Consider the following 20,804-nt stretch of genomic DNA (forward strand, 5'->3'; position numbering starts at 1 on the left):
CACAGTCGTGCAAGTTGCTGCGCGTCACTCGTGCGGCGGGCGCCGCAGCCCGGACGGTCAGGCGGTCACGGCGTCCGCTTCGAGCAGCTGGCGCATCTGCTGGCGGCCGGCGACGAACAGCAGGGCCGCCGGGATCAGCATACCCAGCACGATCACGACGAGCGACGTGCCCACCGCCTGCGGGCTGCCGAACACGTGATCCGTGAGGTAGCCGACCAGCGCCGGGCCGACGGACATGCCGATCAGCCCTGTCGTCAGAACGTAGATTGCCGACACGCGGCCGCGCAGGGCCTGCGGTGTCACGACCTGCGTCGCCGCCGGGCCCATCGACGCGGTCGCGAGGATGAACGTCATGTAGCAGCCGAACATCACCACCGTGACCCACGGATTGCTGGCGGTGAGCGCGATCAGCGCACAGGGCGCGGCGATGGCGATCGCGATGATGCACCAGAAGAGCGGGGCATCGCGCCTGCCCGCCTTGTAGAAGCGGTTCACGATGGCGCCGTGGAGCGGCAGGCTGAGTGCGGCCAGCATCTGCGCCACGCCCAGCACCACGCCGATCTGCGACGTCGGCCAGCCGTGCACGCGGGCGAAATAGGCGGGCAGCCACAGCTGAAGCGAAATCGTGCTGGTATAGGCCATGCCGAAGCCCAGGAAGATGCCCCAGAACAGCCGCTTGTGCCGGCCAAGGAAGCGTATCGCCTCGCCATAGCCGGCGCCGCCGGCGGGCGTCGCGCGCGCCTGCCGCACCGGTTCCGTGACCAGAAGGACGAGAAAGGCCATGGCGATGCCGGGCACGCCGGTGAGGATGAAGGCCTGTTGCCACGGCGCGAAGCTGGCCATGAGCGGCCAGTGCGAGGCGCCGCCCGACAGGACGAACTGGACGAAGGGGCCGCCAAGCAGGAAGACGATGCCCGCCCCCATGATCCCGCCCATGACGAAGACGGACATGGCAAGTGACAGGCGGGACGGCGGAAAGCTGTCGCCGATGATCGAATAGGCGCCCGTGGAGAAGCCCGATTCCCCGCCGCCCACCAGGGCCCGCGCCACCGCCAGCGCCGCGAATGTCGACGCCATGCCGCATGCCGCCGCACCCACGCTCCACACCAACACCGACAGGAACAGCACCCACCGCCGATTATAGCGATCGAGCGCGAGGCCCACCGGAATGGCGAAGAGGCAGTAGAGCACCGCAAAGGCCGGACCCTGGAGCAGGCTGATCTGGAAGTCGGTGATGCCGACATCCTGCTTGATCGGATCCACCACCAACGCGATCAGATAGCGATCGGCGAGGGAGCGGATGTAGAGGATGAAGAGGATGGCGACGCTGAGCCATGCCAGCGCCGGGCGGGGATATCGGCCAGCGGCGGGGTCCTGAACGCTCACCGCGCCGTTCCTTTCGCGCGCACGATGCGGCAAGGCGGCGATGACGGCATCTGTCCGGGCACGTGCGGCGGCTCCCTCTCGGCTGCCGCGCTTTTCCGCGGCTTGCCGCCACCATGCCATGCCCGGCAGGACATGCCCACCTACTTTCTGCACTTCAGGATAATATTGAGGCGCCGGTGAACCAGCAGCCTGGGTGCGCGGTGTGGACACGCCGTGCGCCGCAAGAATGTTTGACTTGGCTTAGAATCTGCACGACAGTGTAGAAAAGATGGATGAGGATGTGCGCGTATGAAGCTGAAGCACCGGGTACTGACGGCGGCTGCCGCGATGGTGCTGGCATCCGCCGCGGGCGTGGCGGTGTCCCAGCGCGCCGGCACTCCGGACGGGGCAGACTGGGCCGCTTACGGGCGCACCTCGGAGGAGGATCATTACAGCCCGCTGGAGCAGATCAACGCGGGCAACATTTCCCAGCTCGGCCTTGTCTGGTTGGCTGACGTGGACACGTTCGACAGCTTCACCGCGCCTCTGGCGGTCGGCGGGGTGCTCTACTTCGGTGTCGGCAACAGCGTCGTGACCGCGATGGACGCCGCCACCGGCAAGCAGCTCTGGCAATATGATCCCGAAGTCGCCAAGGTTGCGGGCCACAAGATGCGCGCCGGCTGGGGCACGCGCGGCATCGCCTTTTCACAGGGCCGTGTGTTCACCGCCACGCGGGACGGGCGGCTGATCGCGCTGGATGCGAAGAGCGGCAAACAGCTCTGGTCGGCGATGACGCTCGATCCCAAGGACGACGCCTATATCAGCGGGCCGCCCTGGGTCGCGGGCGACAAGGTGGTGATCGGTTTCGGCGGTGGCGATTACGGGCCGGTGCGCGGCTATGTCACCGCTTACGACATCGCGACGGGCAAGCAGGCGTGGCGCTTCTACACGGTGCCCGGCGATCCGAAGAAGGGCCCGGACGGGGCCGCATCGGACGACGTTATGCCGATGGCAGCGAAGACGTGGACCGGCGAATGGTGGAAGCTGGGCGGCGGCGGCAATGTCTGGCACGCCATGGCCTATGACGCCAAATATGATCGCGTGTATCTCGGCACGGGCAATGGCTTTCCGTGGAACCAGAAGATCCGCAGCCCCGGCGGCGGCGACAATCTGTTCCTGTCGTCGATCGTTGCGCTGGATCGCAAGACGGGCAAGCACGTCTGGCACTATCAGGTTAATCCCGGCAACACCTGGGACTTCAACAATGCGATGGACATTCAGCTCGCCACGCTGACCATCGATGGCCGCCCGCGCGATGTTCTTCTCCACGCGCCCAAGAACGGTTTCTTCTACGTACTCGATCGCGAGGACGGCAAGCCGATCTCGGCCGGCCAGTTCGCCCCCGCCAACTGGGCAAGCGGCATCGACCTGAAGACCGGCCGCCCCATCGAGAACCCCAAGGCGCGCTATCCCGGCGGCGAGCCGTTCGTGATGTTCCCGTCGCCCACCGGCGCGCACGCCGTGGAGACGATGTCGTTCAACCGCAAGACCGGCCTCGTCTACATTCCGGAGATCGAGCAGCAGCGCGTCGTGGTCGATCCGCCGAACTTGGCGGAGTGGAAGTACAAGCCCGGCATGTTCGTCAATACGGGGCTGGGCGCCCCGCCGCCGGGCATCAAGCTGCCGGCGGGCGGCAGCAATCTGGTCGCTTATGATCCGGTGGCGGCGAAGGTGCGCTGGAAGGTGCCGCAGAACGGGCTGCTGAACGGCGGCACCATCACCACGGGCGGCAATCTCGTCTTCCAGGGGCTGAACACCGGCAAGTTCGTCGCCTTCGCAGCGGATACGGGCAAGCAGATCTGGTCGTTCGATGCGCAGAACGGCATCCTCGGCAATGCCATCACCTACACCGTTCGCGGCAAGCAATATGTCACCGTCATCACCGGCTTCCGCTCCAGCTTCGCCAACACGCCGAACTGGGACTATCGCGAGCAGCAGCGCCGCGTGCTGACGTTCGCGCTGGGTGGCAAGGCGAAGCTGCCGACGGTGGAGCCGGTGGAGCAGCCGATCCAGGACGATCCCGATTTCGCCGTCGATGCGGCCAAGGCGAAGATCGGCGCGGGCATCTACAATCAGAGCTGCGTAATTTGCCACGGTGCGGGCATGATCGCCGGCGGCGCCGCGCCCGATCTGCGCAAGGCGGGCTCGCCGCTCGACGCCGAGGCGTTCAAGGCGATCGTGCATGGCGGAGCGCTGATGGAGCGCGGCATGGGCAAGTTCGACAATCTGTCCGACGCCGAGCTGGAAGGCATACGCCACTACATCCGGCAACGCGCGCGTGAGACCGCGCCGACCACCCGTGCGAACACGGTGGCCACGCCGAAGTGAGCCGCAGGGACGAACGACGGCAGCTTCGTCTCGGCATTGCCGGACTTGCCCTTGCCACGGCGGGGATCGTCGCTGTGGCAGGGATGCGGCCCGGCAAGGCGCCGGCGCCGCCGCCGGGCGGGCGGGATTGGGCGCGCTATGGCGGCGATGCCGAGAACCACTACAGCCCGCTCGACCAGATCAACCGCGGCAACGTCGCGCGGCTCGGCCTGGCCTGGTCGCTCGATCTGGATGATGGGCCGAACGCCATGAGCGCGCCGCTGGCGGTGGATGGCATCGTCTATTTCACCACGGGCTACAGCGTGGTGCATGCGGTGGATGCGCGCACGGGGCAGCGGCTGTGGCGGTTCGATCCGCAGGCGCCGGAACGCGCCGGGCGCAAGATGCGCGCCGCATGGGGCAGCCGCGGCATCGCCTTCGCGCGCGGGCTGATCTTCACGGGCACGATCGACGGCCGGCTGATCGCTGTCGACGCGAAGACGGGGGCGCAGGCGTGGAGCGTGCAGACGCTGTCGCGCGAGGACGAAAGCTACATCACCGGACCGCCCTGGATCGCAGGCGACAAGGTGGTGATCGGCTTTGGCGGCGGCGATTTCGGGCCGGTGCGCGGCTATGTCACCGCATATGACATCTCGACCGGCAAGCAGGCGTGGCGCTTCTACACGGTGCCGGGTGATCCGAAGAAGGGGCCCGATGGCGCCGCATCGGACGACGTCATGGCGATGGCGGCCAAGACGTGGACGGGCGAGTGGTGGAAGTGGGGCGGCGGCGGCACCGCATGGCACGCCATGGCCTATGACCCGAAACGCGAGCTGATCTTTATCGGCACCGGCAACGGTGCACCGTGGAACCGCAAGGTGCGCAGCCCCGGTGGCGGCGACAACCTGTTCCTGTGTGCGATCATCGCGCTGGATGCCCGCACCGGCAAGTATCGCTGGCACTATCAGGTCAATCCCGGCGAGAGCTGGGACTATAATGCGGCAATGGATATCGAGCTCGCAACGCTCGAGATCGACGGTCGCCCGCGTGACGTGGTGATGCAGGCGCCCAAGAACGGCTTTTTCTACGTTCTCGACCGCGACACGGGCAAGCTGATCTCTGCCGAGAAGTTCGCCCCCGCCAACTGGGCGACACGGATCGACAAGGCGACCGGGCGGCCGGTGGAGACGCCGTTCGCCCGCTTCCCCGGCGGCAAGCCGGTGGTGATCTACCCCTCGCCCGTGGGCGCGCATGCGGCCGAGGCGATGGCGTATAGCCCGCGTACGCGGCTGGTCTACACGCCCGCTTACGATCAGGCGCGCGTCTACGTCGACGCGCCGGATCTTGCGGCTTGGCGGTTCAAGCCGGGGCAGGTGATCAACAATGCAGTCGGCGTGCCGCCGCCGTCGATGACGCTGCCGCCCGGCAAGAGCGCGCTGCTCGCTTGGGATCCGGCGCGGCAGCGGGAGGTCTGGCGCCTGCCGCAGGTCGGCCAGCGCACCGGCGGGGCGACGGCGACGGGCGGCGATCTCGTCTTCCAGTCGCAGGCGGACGGGATGTTCAAGGCGTTCGACGCACGCTCCGGCAAGGTGCTGTGGTCCACGGACATCCAGAATGGCGCGCAGGCGCAGCCGATCACCTATCTCGTGGACGGCCGCCAATATGTCACCGTCATGGCCAGCTGGCGGGCGCAGGGGCCGAGCGGCCGCGTGCCGGAATATGATTATTACTCTACCCGCCGCCGCGTGCTGACGTTCGCGCTGGACGGCAAGCGGCGCCTGCCGCCCGCCGCGCCCGTGACCCCGATTGCCGACGATCCCGCGTTCAAGGTCGATCCGGCGCTGGCGGATCGGGGCAAGCCGCTCTTCGCCGCGCATTGCGCCATCTGCCACGGGCCGGCCACCATGTCCGGCGGCGCCGCGCCCGACCTGAAGCGCGGGGGTGCGCCGCTCGCCTATGACTCGCTCGTGGCCGTGCTGCGCGACGGCATGTTGGTGCCGCGCGGAATGCCACGCTTCGAGGAACTGGCGCCGACCGACATCGCGGCGCTCCAGCATTACATCCGACAACAGGCGCGCCTCGCGCTGGTCGCGAAGGGTTCGCCCGCGGCCGCCACGCGCATGGCGCAGGACGCCAGGAGACTCCATGCAGATCAATGAGGTGACGCGGCTGGACCGTGATGACCAGGTGGCGGTGGTGACCGTCGCCTCTCCGCCGGTCAACGCCCTGTCCGCGGCCGTCCGCACCGGCGTGGCCGAGGCGATGGCCATGGCTTATGCCGATGCGGAGGTGCAGGCCATCGTTTTGATCTGCGAAGGGCGGACATTCTTCGCGGGGGCCGACATCACCGAGTTCGGCAAGCCGGTGGTGGAGCCGAGCCTGCGCCAGCTGCAGGTCATTGTGGAAGATGCGCCCAAGCCTGTCGTTGCCGCGATCCATGGCACCGCGCTGGGCGGCGGCCTCGAACTCGCGCTGGTCGCCCATTATCGCGTCGCCGTGCCCTCGGCGAAGCTCGGCCTGCCGGAGGCGAAGCTGGGGCTGCTGCCGGGGGCCGGTGGCACGCAGCGCCTGCCGCGCGTCGTCGGCGTGGAGCGTGCGCTGGAAATGATGACCGGCGGTGAGCCGATCCCGGCCGCTGACGCCGAATCGGTCGGCCTTGTCGACAGGCTGGTGCCCGAAGGGGCCCTGCGCGAGGGGGCGATCGCGTTCGCGCGCGAGAGGATCGGTGCCCCGCTCGAAAAGATCCGGGATCGGCCGCTGTCGCTCCGGCCGGGGCAGGTGGAGGCGTTCCGCCAGGCCAACGCCAAGCGCTTCCGCAATCTTGCCGCGCCGGAGGCGATCATCCGCTCGGTTGAGGACGGCGCCGCAATCCCGTTCGACGAAGCGATGGCGCGGGAGAGGGAGCTGTTCAACGAATTGCTGGCGGGCCCGCAATCCGCGGCGCTCCGCCACGTTTTCTTCGCCGAGCGGCAGGCCGCCAAGGTGGACGGGCTGCCCAAGGGAACGCCGACGCGGCCGATCACGCATGTGGGCGTGATCGGCGCGGGCACGATGGGGGGCGGCATCGCGATGAACTTCGCCAATGCCGGCATACCGGTGATGCTGGTGGAGACGCGCGCGGATGCGCTCGAGCGCGGCCTCTCCGTCATCCGGCGCAATTACGAGAACAGCGCACGGAAGGGGAAGCTGACCGCCGCGCAGATCGAGGAACGGATGGCGTTGCTGCAGGGCACGCTTGCCCTGGACGAAGTCGCCGCCTGCGACCTGGTGATCGAGGCGGTGTTCGAGCAGATGGACGTGAAGCAGGATCTCTTCCGCCGTCTGGACAGGATCGCGAAACCGGATGCGATCCTCGCCAGCAACACCTCCTATCTCGATCTGGACGCCATCGCCGCGGTGACCTCGCGTCCCGAGCAGGTGATCGGCCTGCACTTCTTCTCGCCTGCGAATGTCATGCGCCTGCTGGAGATCGTGCGCGGCGCGAAGACGGACGTCGGCGTGCTCGCCACCGCGGTGGAGCTGGCCAAGACGATCCGGAAGGTCGGCGTCGTGGTCGGCAATTGCTACGGCTTCGTCGGCAATCGCATGCTTGCCGCACGTCACGCGCAGGCCGAGGCGCTGGTCAACGAGGGGGCGATGCCCTGGGACGTCGACCGCGTCATCCACGGCTTCGGCTTCGGCATGGGGCCGTTCGCGATGCGCGATCTGGTCGGGCTGGACGTCGGCTGGGTGCGGGAGAAGTCCACCGCCTCGACCGTGCGGGAGGTGCTCAACGAGATGGGCCGGCACGGGCAGAAGAGCGGCGGCGGCTATTACGATTATGACGACCGGCGCAACGCCACGCCCTCGCCGATCGCCGAACAGGCGGTGATCGATTTCTCGGCCAAGCTCGGCATCGAGCGGCGGGCGGTTTCCGACGATGAGATCCGCGATCGCTGCATTCTTGCGATGGTCAACGAAGGCGCGAAGATCCTGGACGAGGGGATCGCGCAGCGCGCGTCGGACATCGATACGGTATGGATCAACGGCTATGGCTGGCCGCCATACCTCGGCGGTCCGATGTTCTGGGCCGACCGGCAAGGCCTGCCCGCCATTCTCGACAGGCTGCGCGCGCTGCAGGCCGCGCATGGCGAGGCATTCAGGCCGTCCCCGCTGATCGAGCGGCTGGTGGCCGAGGGCAAGGGGTTTGCGGACGCATGATGCAGCCGGGACGTGTCGCCATCACCGGCGTCGGGGAGACGCCGATGGTGCGCGCCAGCAAGCAGTCGCTGCTGGAGATGACGGTGGAGGCGTCGCTGGCGGCGATCGCCGATGCCGGGCTGAGGCCGCAGGACATTGACGGGTTCGTCGTCAACCGGAACAGCCACTCGGCCGACGAGCTCGGCTTCGCGATGGGGATCGAGCGGCGGCCGTTCAGCGCCATCACCGACACGGTCGGGGGCACGGGGCCGACCGGCTCCGCGCTGACGCTGGCGCAGCTCGCCATCGAAGCGGGGCTCTGTCGGCATGTGCTGGTGCCCTATGGCTTCCAGGCGACGCGGCCGGGCGGACCTTATGGCTTTCACTCGCGCGAGCCGCTGAAGGCAGACCTCGAGATGCCGGTCGGCTTCTTCGGCCAGGCGACCTATTTCGCCGCGATGGCGAACCGCTACGCCCACGAATATGGGCTGAGCGAGGAGCAGCTTGCCGCCGTCTCCATCACCTTCCGCAAATGGGCCACGCTGACGCCCGGTGCGCAGAAGCGCGAGCCGATGGATCTCGACGCCTATCGCGCGAGCCCGATGATCTCGACGCCGTTCCGCGTGGCGGATTGCTGCCTGATGACGGACGCGGGCGCCGCCTATGTCGTCAGCCGTGCCGATGCCGCCGCGGATGCGCCGCATCCGCGCGTGCTCGTGCAGGGTCTTGGTCTCGGCACGACCGGCTATCCTCAATCGATCATGTTCACGCAGCCGGCCTCGATCTTCGACTATCCGGGGCGGGAGTCGGCGGCGCAGGCGTTCGCGATGGCGGGCGTCGGGGCGAAGGATCTCGACCTCGCGCAGATCTATGACGGCTTCAGCATCTCGGCGCTGGTGCAGACCGAGCAGCTCGGCCTGTGCGACGAAGGCCAGGGCGGGCGCTTCTATGCCGAAGGCCATGCCATGCCTGGCGGGCGGATGCCGGTGAACACCAGCGGCGGCCACATGTCGGGCGGCTATCTGCCCGGCATCACCCTCCTGATCGAGGGCGTGCGTCAGCTGCGTGGCCAGCGCGGAGAGGCGCAGGTGCCGGACGCGAAGCTTTGTGCGGTGACCGGCCTCGGCGGCAATTCGCACGCCACAACCATCCTGGCGAGGAGCTGAGAATGGGCATTCCGATCCAGCCCCCGCGTTTCGACACCGACCTGCTGAAGCCCTTCTACGAAGGTCTGGCCAAGGGCGAACTCTGGCTGACCGCCGATGCGGAGACCGGCGCCTGGATCTGGTATCCGCCCGAGATCGTGCCCGGCCGGCCCCATGCGACGCTCGCGTGGCGGCGCGCCAGCGAGACGGGCGTGGTCTACACCTTCACGCGGGTCGAGCGCAGCCTGCTGCCGGGCGACCACAAGGCGGAGGTGCCGTTCACGGTCGTGCTGGTCGAGCCGGACGACGCGCCCGGCTGCCGCGTGCCGGGCCTGTTCGTCGCGGCGGACGAGGCGAGCGTCGCGTGCGGGCTGAAGGTACGCCTGCATCCGGTGCAGGCGGGCGATCACGTCGTGGCAGGCTTCGCGCCGGCGTGACGACGTGCCTCTCGCCGGCGGGCTCCGGCGAGAGGCAGTCTTCAGCGCGCCTGGAAGGCGCGGCGCATCGCGTAATAGTCGTCGTCGGGCATGCGTTCGCTATGCTGGCCGGCAGGCCATGCCGCATAAGGCGTCGTTGCCGGCACGACGGTGGAGTAATCTGCCAGACCGCGGCGCTGGATGATCTTCCACACGCCGCCCCGCCGCTCGAACCGGTCGAGATAGCGGCCTTCGAAGAAGGCATCCTCCTCGCCGCCGGCCTTGGCGTCGCGCCGGTGGTGCGCGAAATAGTAACATTCGCTCAATGCCTGATCGCCCTTCACCTCGATCGCGACGTTGGAGATGTGGTGCGCGGTATATTTCGTGCCGCGCAGGACCTTGAGCGCGAACCCGGCAAACTCGACCGAGCGGCCCTTGAACCCGCCATGGTGATGCTGCGATTCCGGCCAGAAGCAGCTCAGCAGCAGCGCCTCGTCGATCCGGTCGTTGGCCCGGGCATAGTCGAACAGCACCGACTGGCAGGCGTCCTTCGCCTCCAGCCGGTCGAGCCGGGCCGCGGCATCATCGCGCGGCGCCGCCTTCGCAGCGGACGCCGCGGCAGCGAACCCGACGGGCAGCGCAACAAGGCTCCAGAGCGAGCGGCGGCGCAGGTTGGGGCTTTCCTCGGTCATCCCGTTCTCCTCAGGCCGCCAGCGCGGCGGGTTGGCCGTCGGCCAGGCCAAGGTCGACCAGCCGTGGCAGCACCGCCTTCTCGAACAGGCGCAGGCTGGCCCAGGACAGGTCCGGGTCGATGCCGCCGAGCAGTGCGTGGAAGGTCAGCTGCCCGCCATTTCCCAGCGCCTTGGCGATCTCGACGCACTCGTCGGGCGTCACGACCTTGATGTTGGGCATCTTCTTCAGCTCCTCCACCGTCTCGGCCGCGGAGTAGCGGGTGCTGCCCTCGCCACGCTCCTTGGCCCATTCGGCATAGGTGTTGAACGCATAGGCGATGTGCGGCGCCAGCAACGGCCAGTCCCGCTCGGGATCGTCGCTGACGTAGAGGAAGCTCGGGCCGGGGGTCACCAGCTCCTCGGGCGGCGGGAAGCCATGCTTCTCGCGTTCCTCCTTGTAGATGCGGAACAGATCGGGCGTGCCGGGGAAATATTGATAGCCCTTGCGCGCCGCGCGGAGCGCAGACTTCTCCGTCGATCCGCCCATGTAGATCTTGGGGCCGCCGGGCGTGTAGGGCTTCGGCGTGACGCGCACAGTGCGGCCGTGATATTCGAACGGCTCGCCCGTCCACGCCTTGGCGCAGGTGTCGAGCGCCTCCGTCTGGATGGCGAGGCGCTTGGACATGTCCTTGCCGAACATCTCGAATTCATGCGGTCGGTATCCCATGCCGGCGGTGAAGACGAGCCGCCCCTTCGACAGCAGGTCCAGCACCGCCAGATCCTCCGCCAGCCGCAGCGGATCGTGCATCGTGACGACCAGCGCCGAGAGGTGGGCGAGGATCGTCTGCGTGCAGCCGAGGATCGATGCCGCCTGGATCATCGATGAAGGGCAGTAGCCGCCCTCCGCCCCGTGATGTTCGGCGAGATAGACCTGCTTGAAGCCGAGCTTGTCCGCCCACACCGACTGTTCGATGGCGGTCCGGTACAGCGCCTCATGCGGCGCGCCGAACTCGGCGCGGTTCATGTCGTAACGAAGATTGAGTTCCATGAATTGGCTCCGGGAGGAGGATGTCACGCCGCGGCGCTGGCGGGCGCGACGTGTTCGATGGCGATGCGGCGGCTGACGAGATCGTCGATCTGCTCGGGCGTGAACCCGGCCTCGCCAAGGATCTCGCGGGTATGCTCGCCCAGTCGCGGGGCCGAGCCCTTGCGGATGCCGGGGGTGCGATCCAGCCGGTTGAACAGGCCGAACTCCCGAATGTGGCCGTAGATCGAGGCCTTGTCCTCGAACACGCGGTCGGTCTGCTCGGCCCAGGGCTCGTGCAGCACTTCCTTCACCCACGAGGTTTCGCGCACGATCTCGGCCGGCGCACCCGCTGCGTCCAGCGCCGCGAATGCCTCCGCGGCAGACTTGCCTTGGAAGAAGGGTGCGACGATCGCCTGCAGCGCCGCATCGTTGGCGGTGCGGTCGCGCGGGGTGGCGAAGCGCGGGTCGGCAGGCAGGTCCGGCTGGCCGATCCCGCGGGCAAGGGCGGCGAAGCCTGCATCGTCGCGCGCGCAGATGCACACCCAGCCGTCGTCGGCCCGGTACATGCGGTCGAGCGCGCTGAAGCCGGTCTGCCCCTTGTCCAGCCGCATTCCGTAGACGACGCGGTTTTCGCCATCGAGGAAATGCTCGGACGTGGTCCACAGGCTGGAGTGGAGCTGCGGGCATTCGACATAGTCGCCCCGGCCCGTCCTGGCGCGGTTCTCGAGCGCCATCAGCACGGCGGCGGCGCCGAGGAAGCCGTTATTGTAATCCTCGTTGCCGAAGACGGAGCGGGTGGGCGGGTTACCTTCGCCGCCGCCCTCGTAGAGCAGGCCGGTCCAACCGCTGACCAGCGGCGCGAAGCTCTTCAGGAGCGCCTTGGGGCCGCGTGAGCCGTAGCCGGGCAGGTAGGTGAAGATCAGCCGCGGGTTGAGCGCGGACAGCGTCTGGTAGCCGATCCCCAGCTTGTCCGCCTTGCCGGGGCGGAGATTGTGCATCACCACGTCCGCGCTCTCGACCAGCTTGTGCGCGGCGGCGAGCCCTTCCGGCGACTTGAGGTTGAGCACGATGCCCCGCTTGCCGCGCTGAGCCGCATCGAACACGTCCGGCAACGGGCGCATCTGGTCGCCCTCCGGCGTCTCGACCTTGATGACGTCGGCGCCCAGGTCGGACATGAGCCGGCCGGCAAAGCCGCAGGCGAAGAAGGACGAGAAATCGAGGACGCGCAGCCCCTCGAGCGGGTGGCGCACCGTGCGGCCGGTCGCCTCCACCCTGGCCGGCGCGCGGGCGAGCAGCGTCTGGAGCGCGCCATTGTCGGCACCGATGGCGGGGGCAGGCCCGGGCAGGTCCGGCTGCGCATCGTTGAAGCGCACCGCGGGTGCGGCCTGACGGATGGTGCCGAAATCCGGATCGGCGATGTCGATGCGCTGGCCGACGAACTCGACCTGATCGTCCAGCAGCACCTCGGCCGGTTCGAGCACCGGCAGCGCGGCGACGTCGGCAGCCTGGAACAGGCGGATCCATTCGTCGCGCGGCTTCGTCTTGGTCCGCTCGAAGATCTCGACGCGGGCGATCCGATACTCCTCGTCGTTCAGCGGCGTGGCCATTTCCGGCCCCTTCACCTGCTGGATCCGATCGCCGAAGCCCAACACCTCCATGGCAGAGCGGAAGCCGCCGGGGCCGCCGGTGTGGATCTGCATGAACAGCCCGTCGGCGCACTCGAACATGCCCGTGACCAGGCGGGTATGGCCGAACCGATCCATCGCGCCGGAATCGGCCGTGCGGATGTAGGAGAGCCCCGCTTCCTGCCACCAGTTGTTCATCGGCGACTGTGCCATCATCGCATCCATCAGCGATGCGCGGACGGTCTGCCCCTCGCCGGTCTCACGCCGGGCGCGGATCGCGGCAAGGATGCCGATGGCCGCCAGGAAGGCCTGCCCGTAATGCAGCGCCGGGTGGCCCGGATACATGGGGCCGGGCCGGAACGAGCTCGCCTTGTCGACCATCTGCCCGAGCCGCGCTGCGGCCAGCGACTCGCCATAGGGCCGGTCGGCGAACGGCGTGTCGTCGCCATAGGCTTCGAGCACGGTGACGATCAGGCCCGGCTGCTCGCGCGCGAGCGTCTCGCGATCGAGGCCGAGCGCCTGCGCCTCCGCGGTCGGCAGCGAGTGGATGAAGATATCCGCCGTGGCGACCAGCGCCTTCAGCGTCTCGCGCTCGGCAGCATCCTCATAGGCCAGCTCGACGCTCCGCTTGCCGCGGTCCCACGCCTTGCGGGTCAGATCGTGCGCGAAGAAGGCGCCGCCATGCGGCTCGACCTTGATCACCTCGGCGCCGTGATCGGCCAGCAACATGCCGACGATCGCGCCCGTCATCACCCGCGACGCGTCGATGACCACCAGAGACTGCAACGGTCCGGCCATGTCGATCCTCTCACCCCGTCGGCCTGGCGCGCATCGGTAGACCGAGGCTTCGCCAGGCATATCCTTGGCCGCATCTATCACCGAAGAGGGCGGGGAAGTGCAAGGCAATTTGGCACACCTGTGCAAATTGACATCCCTCTCCCACGCGGCGATGCTTGAACCGCCATGCGGCATGGCCCCCCACAGATTGGTCGAGGTCTCGGGTGAGGAGAGGAAGCGTGCGAGACGAACTGACCGCCATGCCCGACGAGGAGGCCGCCCACCTGCTGGCGCTGCCGGCGGAGGCCATGCTGGCCGAGGCGGAGGCGTCGACGCTGGCGGTGCACGGCGCTGTCGTCACCTATTCGCGCAAGGTGTTCGTGCCGCTGACGCGTCTGTGCCGCGATGTCTGCCACTATTGCACCTTCGCCACCACACCGAAGCAACTTGGCGCGCCCTTCCTCCCGCGCGAGCAGGTGCTGGAGATCGCGCGCGCGGGTGTCGCATCGGGGTGTCGCGAGGCGCTGTTCACGCTCGGCGATCGTCCGGAAGACCGCTATCCCGCCGCACGCGCAGCGCTGGACGCCGGCGGCCATGCCTCGACGCTTCACCTCCTGCGCGACATGGCGGCGCTCGTCCTGGAAGAGACCGGGCTGCTGCCGCACCTCAATCCGGGCCTGATGGACGAGGCCGCGCTGAGGATGCTACGGCCGGTCTCCGCCTCCATGGGGCTGATGCTGGAGACGGTGTCGGAGCGGCTGTCTACGCGCGGTGGTCCGCACTTCGGGTCGCCGGACAAGGCGCCCGCGGCGCGCCTCGCGGTGATCGACGCCGCCGGCCGGGCAGGCGTGCCGTTCACCACCGGATTGCTGATCGGCATCGGCGAGACGCGGGCCGAACGGCTCGATGCGCTGCACGCCATCCGCACGCTGCACGAGCGGCACGGCCACATCCAGGAAGTCATCATCCAGAACTTCCGCGCCAAGCCCGGCACGCGGATGGCCTCGCATCCGGAGCCGTCGCTGGCCGACCATGCCTGGACGGTCGCCGCGGCCCGGCTGGTTCTCGGGCCGGCCATGTCCATCCAGGCGCCGCCCAACCTGCACGCCGCCGAGGCGCTGGCGACGCTGTTGCGCGCGGGCGTGAACGACTGGGGCGGTGTCTCCCCTGTTACGCCCGATCATGTGAACCCGGAGGCGCCCTGGCCGCACCTCGCCATGCTGGATGCGGCGACGCGCGGGGCGAAGCGGACGCTGCGCGAGCGGCTGGCCATCGCCCCTGCCTTCGCCAAGGCGCCCACGGCTCGGCTGGAGCCGGCCATCGCGGTGCGGGTGCGCCGTGCCGTCGACGGGCGCGGCCTGCCTGTGGTGGATGGCTGGCGCCCGGGAACGGACGTGGCGATGCCGTCGCTCGCAGCGGTGGGCAGCAGCGCGGACGCGCGCCGGGTGGACGCCATCCTCTCCCGTGGCGAAGCGGGATCGCGTCTCAGCGAAAGCGAGATCGTCCGCCTGTTCGCCGCAGACGGGCCGGAGGTGCCGCGCATCTTCGCCGCAGCCGACCGGCTGCGCGCGCAAGTGGTGGGCGATACCGTCACCTTCGTCGTCAACCGCAACATCAACTATACCAACATCTGCCTCTACAAATGCGGGTTCTGCGCCTTCTCCAAGGGCAGCACCAAGGCGATGCGCGGGCCGGCCTATCGGCTCGATCTCGACGAGGTCGGACGGCGCGCGGCCGAGGCGTGGGACCGCGGCGCGACCGAGGTGTGCCTGCAGGGCGGCATCCACCCCGATTATGACGGCAACACCTACCTGTCCGTGCTGGCGGCGGTGCGCGCTGCCGCGCCCGACATCCACATCCACGCTTTCTCGCCGCTGGAGGTGACGCACGGCGCGACGACGCTCGGCCTCCAGCTCGCCGACTATCTGGCGCGGCTGAAGGCGGCGGGGCTGTCGACCCTTCCGGGCACTGCGGCGGAGATCCTCGACGACGAAATCCGTGCGATCATCTGCCCCGACAAGCTCGACACCGCGGCGTGGATCGAGGTGATGCGCACCGCACACCGTGTCGGCCTGCGCTCCACCGCGACGATCATGTTCGGCCATGCCGACGATTATCGCCACTGGGCGCGACACCTGCTGCGCGTCCGCGACCTTCAGGCAGAGACCGGCGGCTTCACCGAATTCGTTCCTTTGCCCTTCGTCCACATGGAGGCGCCGATGTGGCGCAAGGGCCAGGTCCGCTCCGGCCCGTCCGCGCGTGAGGCGCTGCTGATACAGGCGATCGCCCGGATCGTGCTCTACCCGCTCATCCCCAATATTCAGGCGAGCTGGGTCAAGCTGGGCGAGGCGGGCGCGCGCGCTGCGCTGGACGCCGGCACCAACGACCTTGGCGGCGTGCTGATGGACGAATCGATCACGCGCGCAGCAGGCGGCGTGAACGGCCAGATGTTCGATGCCGCGCGCATGGCCGCCGTCGCCGAAGCTGCCGGGCGACCGCTCCGGCAGCGCACCACCCTCTATGCGCCTGTGCGCCGAACCTACTCGGGAGACTTGAATGACGACTGCCGCTGCATCGCCTGACGCGACCATCGCGATCATCGGCGGAACGGGAAAGCTGGGGGCCGCGATCGGACGGCGGCTCGCCAAGGCGGGGCGGCGCGTGATCCTCGGCTCGCGCTCGGCGGAGAGTGCGCAGGCGAAGGCCGCGGAGCTGGGCTTCGGCCTGACCGGCCTCGGCAATGCCGAGGCGGCGCAGGCGGGCGACGTGCTGATCGTCACCGTTCCATTCTCGGCACAGGACGCGACCCTGGCGGAGATCGCCCCGCATGCGGTGGGCAAGATCGTCTGCGACACGACGGTGCCGCTGGTGCCGCCCAAGGTGATGCGCGTGCAGATGCCGGGCGAGGGCAGCGCGGCGCAGCGGGCGGAAGGATTGCTGGGCGAAGGCGTCACCGTCGTCTCGGCGTTCCACAATGTCGCCGCGCACAAGCTGGCCACCGACGACGATATCGGCTGCGACGTGCTGGTGTTCGGCGACGACAAGGCAGCGCGGAGCGTCATCGTCACCCTGGCCGACCAGGCCGGCCTGCGCGGCCTTCACGGCGGTGCGCTCGCCAACTCCGCGGCGGCGGAAGCGCTGACCTCCGTGCTGATCTTCCTGAACAAGACCTACAAGGTCGACGGTGCAGGCGTCCGCATCACCGGTGAACTGGTCCCGCCGGCGGACTGATCCAAGGTCAACGGTGCAGCGAACGCCGTTGCGTGCGAAGGCGATTGACAGGGGGGCGGGAGCCGGTCATTTCTAACCAACAATGCAGATTTATCTGCACGAAAGGAGAGAGATGTCGGCCATTCCCGTGCATGTCCCGCCTGAGCTGGTCCGCGACTTCAGCTATTTCACCGGCCCCGGCATGTGCCCGATGCGCGGTGGCGACCCGCAAGGCGCGCTCGCCGGCCTGCATGACGGTCCGCCGGTCTTCTACGCACCGAACAACACCTATGATGGCTATGGCACATGGGTGTTCGTGCGTGCGGAGGATCAGCGCCGCGTGCTGCAGGACGCTGAGACCTTCTCCAGCCATCGCCGCATCTTCGAGAAGGCGCTCGGCTATGACCTGCCGACCATCCCGCTCGAGATCGATCCGCCGGAACATGGCGCCTATCGCTCGCTGTTGAACCCGCTGCTCAGCCCGCGCCGCGTGATGGCGATGGAGGCGGCGAACCGTGCGCGGGCGATCGAGCTGATCGAGGGCCTGCGCGACAAGGGCCATTGCGAGGTGATGGAGGATTTCGCCTTCCCCTTCGCAGTCGGCGTCTTCCTCGAATTTCTCGGCCTGCCGCAATCGCGCCGCCAGGAGTTTCTCGGCTGGGCGGACAAGCAGTTCCACGGCACGCCAGAGGAGCGCGGCGAGGCGATCCGCACCGTCATCGCCTTCATGGGCGAACTGGTGGAGCTTCGCCGCCGCGAACCGGCGGACGACTTCATGACCTTCGTCGTCCAGGCGCAGGTGAACGGGCGGCCGATGACCGACAAGGAGGCGATCGGCATGGGCGCGCTCCTGTTCGTCGCCGGGCTGGACACGGTGGCGGCGGCGATCGGCTTCGACTTCCGCTATCTGGCGGAGCATTCGGAGGCGCAGGCGCGGCTGCGCGCCGACCCTTCCGGGGTGACGCTGGCGGTGGAAGAGCTGCTTCGCGCCTTTCCGACCGTGCTGATGACGCGGATCGCGGCGCGCGACACCGAATATGACGGCATCGTCATCAAGGCGGGCGACCGTGTCTCCTGCCCGTCGATGGTGGCAAATCGCGATCCGGCCGAGTTCACCGATCCCAACCGCATCGATCTGTCGCGCGAGGATAATCGCCACGTCGCCTTCGCCTACGGCCCGCATCGCTGCCTGGGATCGCATCTTGCCCGGCGTGAGCTGGTGATCGCGATGGAGGAGTGGCTGCGGCTGATCCCGACCTTCCGGATCCGCGAGGGGACGGAGCCGCTGACCTATGGCGGCCACGTCTTCGGGATCGAGGATCTCCAACTCGAATGGTGAGGGCGGCGTGATGCGCATCGAGGTGCTGCGGGAGAAATGTCAGGGCCATGCGCGCTGCTGGGCGCAATCGCCCGACATCTACGGCTTGGATGACGAGGGCTATATTCTGCCTGGAGACATCGATGTGCCCGACGAACGGAAGCGGGCGGCATGGCTGGGGGCGAAATCCTGTCCCGAGCGGGCGCTGGTCATCCACGACGAAGGTGAAACGTCTCGCTGAGTCGGGGTGGGGCGGCCTCGATCCTGAGGCGTGCAGCCGACGTGCGGGCGGCGAAGCGTCGGAACTCCTGGCGGAAATGACGGGCCGGGCAGCGCCAACAAAGCAGTTGCGCCTCTTTCAATTCTATACCACAATGCAACTTTAGGACATGCGGAGGGGAGAAGATGACAGGTGCGTCGCTTGACGCCCTCCGTGCCGAGGCACGCGAGTGGCTCGCAGCCAACTTCCCGCCGTCGCTCGCCTTCAAGAACCCCGTTCCCTACCAGAATCACGCGCCTTATGCGGAGGGCGATGCCGACTGGCGGCTGTGGCGCGATCGCATGGCCGAGAAGCGCTGGGGCGCGCCGGGCTGGCCGGAAATCTATGGCGGTGCGGCGCTGGATCGTGCCGGCATCAAGGTGCTGGCCGAGGAGATGCGGCGCATCGGCGCGTTCAATCCGATGAAGATGACCGGCTATACGATGCTCGGTCCGACGCTGCTGGAATATGGCACGGAGGCGCAGAAGGCGCAGCATCTGCCGGGGATCGCCAGCGGCCGCGTTCGCTGGTGTCAGGGCTTTTCGGAGCCGGGCGCAGGCTCGGACCTCGCTTCGCTGCAGACGCGCTGCACCGACATGGGCGACCATTGGCTGGTCGAGGGGCAGAAGGTCTGGACCTCGGGGGCGAACCATGCCGACTGGTGCTTCGCGCTCGTGCGCACGGATACGAGCGTGAAGCAGCGCGGCATCAGCTTCCTGTTGATCGACATGCGCTCCGAAGGTGTCGAAACGCGGCCGATCACGCTGATCAGCGGGTCTACCCATTTCTGCGAGATGTTCCTGAACGCGGTGAAGGTGCCGAAGGAGAATCTCGTCGGGCGGGTCAACGAAGGCTGGGGCGTCGCCAAGCGCCTGCTCCAATTCGAGCGGGACAGCCTGTCCGAAGGCCGCGGCGAGGGCCGCAGCCTGCTGCCGATCGCGCGCGACCGGATCGGGGTGAATGCGGCGGGCGAGCTGGCCGATGCGGATCTCAGGACGCGGCTGGTGGGCCATGCCATGCGCGCCCACGCTTACAATCTCACGCAGGACCGGATCGGCGCGGAGGCCAAGGCAGGCCTGCCGACCGCGCAGCTGGTGCCAATGCTGAAGAATCTCGGGTCCGACGTGGCGCAGATGCGCGCGGAGCTGGTGATGGAGCTGCTGGGGACGCGGGGGCTCGGCTGGTCCGGCCCCGGCTTCACCGACGAGGAGATGGAGGCGGCCCGGCAATGGCTGCATGCGCGCGCCTTCTCGATCTACGGCGGCAGCTACGAGATCCAGAACAACATCGCCGCGAAGCGCACGCTCGGTCTGCCCGATCCCAAACCGATAGGGTGCTGACATGGCCGTGTTGACCGAGGAACAGGCCATGTTGCGCGACATGGCTTCCGAATGGGTGCGCGATCGCGCACCGGTGACCGCCGCTCGGGCGGCGGCGCGGAGCGAGCAGCGCTACGATCCCGCCTTGTGGGCCGAAATGGCCGGCATGGGCTGGTGCGGCGTGCTGGTGCCGGAGGCGCATGGCGGCGCGGATTTCGGCTGTGTCGGCTTCGGCATCGTGCAGGAAGAACTCGGCCGCACGCTCGTCGCCTCGCCCTTGCTGTCGACCGCACTGATCGGCGCCAGCGCCATCCGGCTCGGCGGAAGCGCGGAGCAGCAGGCGAACTGGCTTCCCCGCATCGCGGCGGGCGAGGTGGTGGTGGCGCTGGCCGTGGAGGAGGAAACGCCCGACGCAGGCACCGCCGCCATGCTCACTGCGGGCTCGGAGGGCTGGCGGCTCGATGGACGCAAGACGCCCGTGCTGGATGCGCTGGCCGCCGACCTGCTGATCGTGTCGGCCCGCGACGAGGATGGATCGCTGCGGCTGGTGACGGTGGATGCCGCGGCCGAAGGCGTCGGGATCTCCCCGCTCGACCGCCTCGACGGCCGCGATGCCGCGACGATCGACTTCGCCGGCGTCCCGGTGGACCGTGCCGCCGCGCTGGACGGCGGGGCCGAGCTGCTGGAGCATCTGCTCGACCGTGGCCGCGCCGCACTCGCCGCCGAGATGATGGGCACCGCGGCACAGGCATTCGAGACCACGCTCGATTACCTGAAGACGCGGGTGCAGTTCGGCCAGCTGATCGGCTCGTTCCAGGCATTGCAGCACCGCGCCGTCGCCATGCAGGCGGAATTGATCATGACCCGGTCCGCCGTCGAGGCGGCGCTGGCGGCGATCGATGCGGGAGCCGAGGACGCGTCGATGCTCGTCTCGCTTGCCAAGGCGCTGGCCGGGGACACGCTGCGCCTGATCGCGCGCGAGATGGTGCAGATGCACGGCGGCATCGGCATGACCGAGGAGCATGACGCCGGGCTCTACTTCAAGCGCGCCGCCGTCACCGATGCGACGTGGGGCCATGCCGGCTTCCACCGCAATCGCTACGCCCGGCTGGCCGGTTACTGAGGG

The 20,804-nt window shown here is 68.4% G+C and carries 15 protein-coding genes; 11 read left to right on the forward strand and 4 right to left on the reverse strand.

The genetic code is table 11. From position 1 onward, the window contains the following. Positions 1 to 57 precede the first annotated feature (57 nt). The gene (locus BM360_RS07675) at positions 58 to 1,386 is read right to left on the reverse strand and encodes an MFS transporter (RefSeq protein ID WP_242653354.1); all 1,329 of its coding nucleotides are present in this window, start codon (positions 1,384 to 1,386) and stop codon (positions 58 to 60) included. A 288-nt stretch (positions 1,387 to 1,674) separates the two neighbouring features. Here BM360_RS07675 and BM360_RS07680 point away from each other — a divergent pair, with 288 nt between their 5' ends. From BM360_RS07680 to BM360_RS07700, 5 genes are all read left to right on the forward strand, one after another. Next, complete coding sequence (locus BM360_RS07680) at positions 1,675 to 3,753, forward strand: PQQ-dependent dehydrogenase, methanol/ethanol family (protein WP_093313023.1); 2,079 nt, start codon at positions 1,675 to 1,677, stop codon at positions 3,751 to 3,753. An 83-nt stretch (positions 3,754 to 3,836) separates the two neighbouring features. Further along, the gene (locus BM360_RS07685; protein ID WP_093313025.1) at positions 3,837 to 5,891 is read left to right on the forward strand and encodes a PQQ-dependent dehydrogenase, methanol/ethanol family; all 2,055 of its coding nucleotides are present in this window, start codon (positions 3,837 to 3,839) and stop codon (positions 5,889 to 5,891) included. Beyond that, the gene (locus tag BM360_RS07690; RefSeq protein ID WP_093313027.1) at positions 5,878 to 7,932 is read left to right on the forward strand and encodes a 3-hydroxyacyl-CoA dehydrogenase NAD-binding domain-containing protein; all 2,055 of its coding nucleotides are present in this window, start codon (positions 5,878 to 5,880) and stop codon (positions 7,930 to 7,932) included. Before BM360_RS07685 ends, BM360_RS07690 begins: the two co-directional genes overlap by 14 nt. Then, positions 7,929 to 9,077, forward strand: coding sequence for a thiolase family protein (locus tag BM360_RS07695; protein ID WP_242653356.1), 1,149 nt, complete (start codon positions 7,929 to 7,931; stop codon positions 9,075 to 9,077). The genes BM360_RS07690 and BM360_RS07695 overlap by 4 nt, the downstream gene beginning before the upstream one ends. Before the next feature lie 2 nt (positions 9,078 to 9,079). Continuing rightward, positions 9,080 to 9,493 carry a Zn-ribbon domain-containing OB-fold protein gene (locus tag BM360_RS07700; RefSeq protein ID WP_093313029.1) on the forward strand — a complete coding sequence of 138 codons (414 nt, stop codon included), beginning with the start codon at positions 9,080 to 9,082 and terminating at the stop codon, positions 9,491 to 9,493. 41 nt (positions 9,494 to 9,534) lie between these two features. Here the strand turns inward: BM360_RS07700 and BM360_RS07705 are convergent, their stop codons facing one another. From BM360_RS07705 to BM360_RS07715, 3 genes are read right to left on the reverse strand one after another with little or no spacing between them, the layout of a single operon-like run. After that, positions 9,535 to 10,164, reverse strand: coding sequence for a nuclear transport factor 2 family protein (locus BM360_RS07705; RefSeq protein WP_093313884.1), 630 nt, complete (start codon positions 10,162 to 10,164; stop codon positions 9,535 to 9,537). Between the two features lie 10 nt (positions 10,165 to 10,174). After that, positions 10,175 to 11,191 (reverse strand): LLM class flavin-dependent oxidoreductase, encoded by a 1,017-nt coding sequence (locus BM360_RS07710; RefSeq protein WP_093313031.1) that lies wholly within the window; start codon positions 11,189 to 11,191, stop codon positions 10,175 to 10,177. Between the two features lie 23 nt (positions 11,192 to 11,214). Next, positions 11,215 to 13,593: a CaiB/BaiF CoA transferase family protein gene (locus tag BM360_RS07715; RefSeq protein WP_093313033.1), complete on the reverse strand. Its 2,379-nt coding sequence runs from the start codon at positions 13,591 to 13,593 to the stop codon at positions 11,215 to 11,217. A 239-nt stretch (positions 13,594 to 13,832) separates the two neighbouring features. On the opposite strand from BM360_RS07715, the gene cofH reads away from it, so the two are divergent. The 6 genes from cofH to BM360_RS07745 all read left to right on the forward strand — a co-directional run bounded on the left by cofH (position 13,833) and on the right by BM360_RS07745 (position 20,801). Then, positions 13,833 to 16,154: a 5-amino-6-(D-ribitylamino)uracil--L-tyrosine 4-hydroxyphenyl transferase CofH gene (cofH, locus tag BM360_RS07720; RefSeq protein ID WP_093313886.1), complete on the forward strand. Its 2,322-nt coding sequence runs from the start codon at positions 13,833 to 13,835 to the stop codon at positions 16,152 to 16,154. Then, complete coding sequence (gene npdG, locus BM360_RS07725) at positions 16,129 to 16,803, forward strand: NADPH-dependent F420 reductase (RefSeq protein ID WP_093313035.1); 675 nt, start codon at positions 16,129 to 16,131, stop codon at positions 16,801 to 16,803. The genes cofH and npdG overlap by 26 nt, the downstream gene beginning before the upstream one ends. Before the next feature lie 112 nt (positions 16,804 to 16,915). Continuing rightward, positions 16,916 to 18,121: a cytochrome P450 gene (locus BM360_RS07730; RefSeq protein WP_093313037.1), complete on the forward strand. Its 1,206-nt coding sequence runs from the start codon at positions 16,916 to 16,918 to the stop codon at positions 18,119 to 18,121. A gap of 10 nt (positions 18,122 to 18,131) precedes the next feature. Next, positions 18,132 to 18,341: a ferredoxin gene (locus BM360_RS07735; RefSeq protein WP_093313039.1), complete on the forward strand. Its 210-nt coding sequence runs from the start codon at positions 18,132 to 18,134 to the stop codon at positions 18,339 to 18,341. A gap of 164 nt (positions 18,342 to 18,505) precedes the next feature. Further along, complete coding sequence (locus BM360_RS07740) at positions 18,506 to 19,699, forward strand: acyl-CoA dehydrogenase family protein (protein ID WP_093313041.1); 1,194 nt, start codon at positions 18,506 to 18,508, stop codon at positions 19,697 to 19,699. A gap of 1 nt (position 19,700) precedes the next feature. Continuing rightward, positions 19,701 to 20,801, forward strand: a complete 1,101-nt coding sequence (locus tag BM360_RS07745; protein WP_093313043.1) for an acyl-CoA dehydrogenase family protein — start codon at positions 19,701 to 19,703, stop codon at positions 20,799 to 20,801. The last annotated feature ends 3 nt before the right edge of the window (positions 20,802 to 20,804 follow it).

It is taken from the genome of Sphingomonas jatrophae, assembly GCF_900113315.1.
Classification (GTDB): domain Bacteria; phylum Pseudomonadota; class Alphaproteobacteria; order Sphingomonadales; family Sphingomonadaceae; genus Sphingomonas_P; species Sphingomonas_P jatrophae.

Excerpts from the sequence above, each read along its gene's own strand:
- BM360_RS07715 (WP_093313033.1), bottom strand. The coding sequence starts at position 13,593 with ATGGCCGGACCGTTGCAGTCTCTGGTGGTCATCGACGCGTCGCGGGTG.
- BM360_RS07685 (WP_093313025.1), top strand. The coding sequence starts at position 3,837 with ATGCGGCCCGGCAAGGCGCCGGCGCCGCCGCCGGGCGGGCGGGATTGG.
- BM360_RS07695 (WP_242653356.1), top strand. The coding sequence starts at position 7,929 with ATGATGCAGCCGGGACGTGTCGCCATCACCGGCGTCGGGGAGACGCCG.
- BM360_RS07735 (WP_093313039.1), top strand. The coding sequence starts at position 18,132 with ATGCGCATCGAGGTGCTGCGGGAGAAATGTCAGGGCCATGCGCGCTGC.
- BM360_RS07705 (WP_093313884.1), bottom strand. The coding sequence starts at position 10,164 with ATGACCGAGGAAAGCCCCAACCTGCGCCGCCGCTCGCTCTGGAGCCTT.
- BM360_RS07680 (WP_093313023.1), top strand. The coding sequence starts at position 1,675 with ATGAAGCTGAAGCACCGGGTACTGACGGCGGCTGCCGCGATGGTGCTG.
- BM360_RS07700 (WP_093313029.1), top strand. The coding sequence starts at position 9,080 with ATGGGCATTCCGATCCAGCCCCCGCGTTTCGACACCGACCTGCTGAAG.
- BM360_RS07710 (WP_093313031.1), bottom strand. The coding sequence starts at position 11,191 with ATGGAACTCAATCTTCGTTACGACATGAACCGCGCCGAGTTCGGCGCG.
- BM360_RS07740 (WP_093313041.1), top strand. The coding sequence starts at position 18,506 with ATGACAGGTGCGTCGCTTGACGCCCTCCGTGCCGAGGCACGCGAGTGG.
- npdG (WP_093313035.1), top strand. The coding sequence starts at position 16,129 with ATGACGACTGCCGCTGCATCGCCTGACGCGACCATCGCGATCATCGGC.
- cofH (WP_093313886.1), top strand. The coding sequence starts at position 13,833 with ATGCCCGACGAGGAGGCCGCCCACCTGCTGGCGCTGCCGGCGGAGGCC.
- BM360_RS07730 (WP_093313037.1), top strand. The coding sequence starts at position 16,916 with ATGTCGGCCATTCCCGTGCATGTCCCGCCTGAGCTGGTCCGCGACTTC.
- BM360_RS07745 (WP_093313043.1), top strand. The coding sequence starts at position 19,701 with ATGGCCGTGTTGACCGAGGAACAGGCCATGTTGCGCGACATGGCTTCC.
- BM360_RS07690 (WP_093313027.1), top strand. The coding sequence starts at position 5,878 with ATGCAGATCAATGAGGTGACGCGGCTGGACCGTGATGACCAGGTGGCG.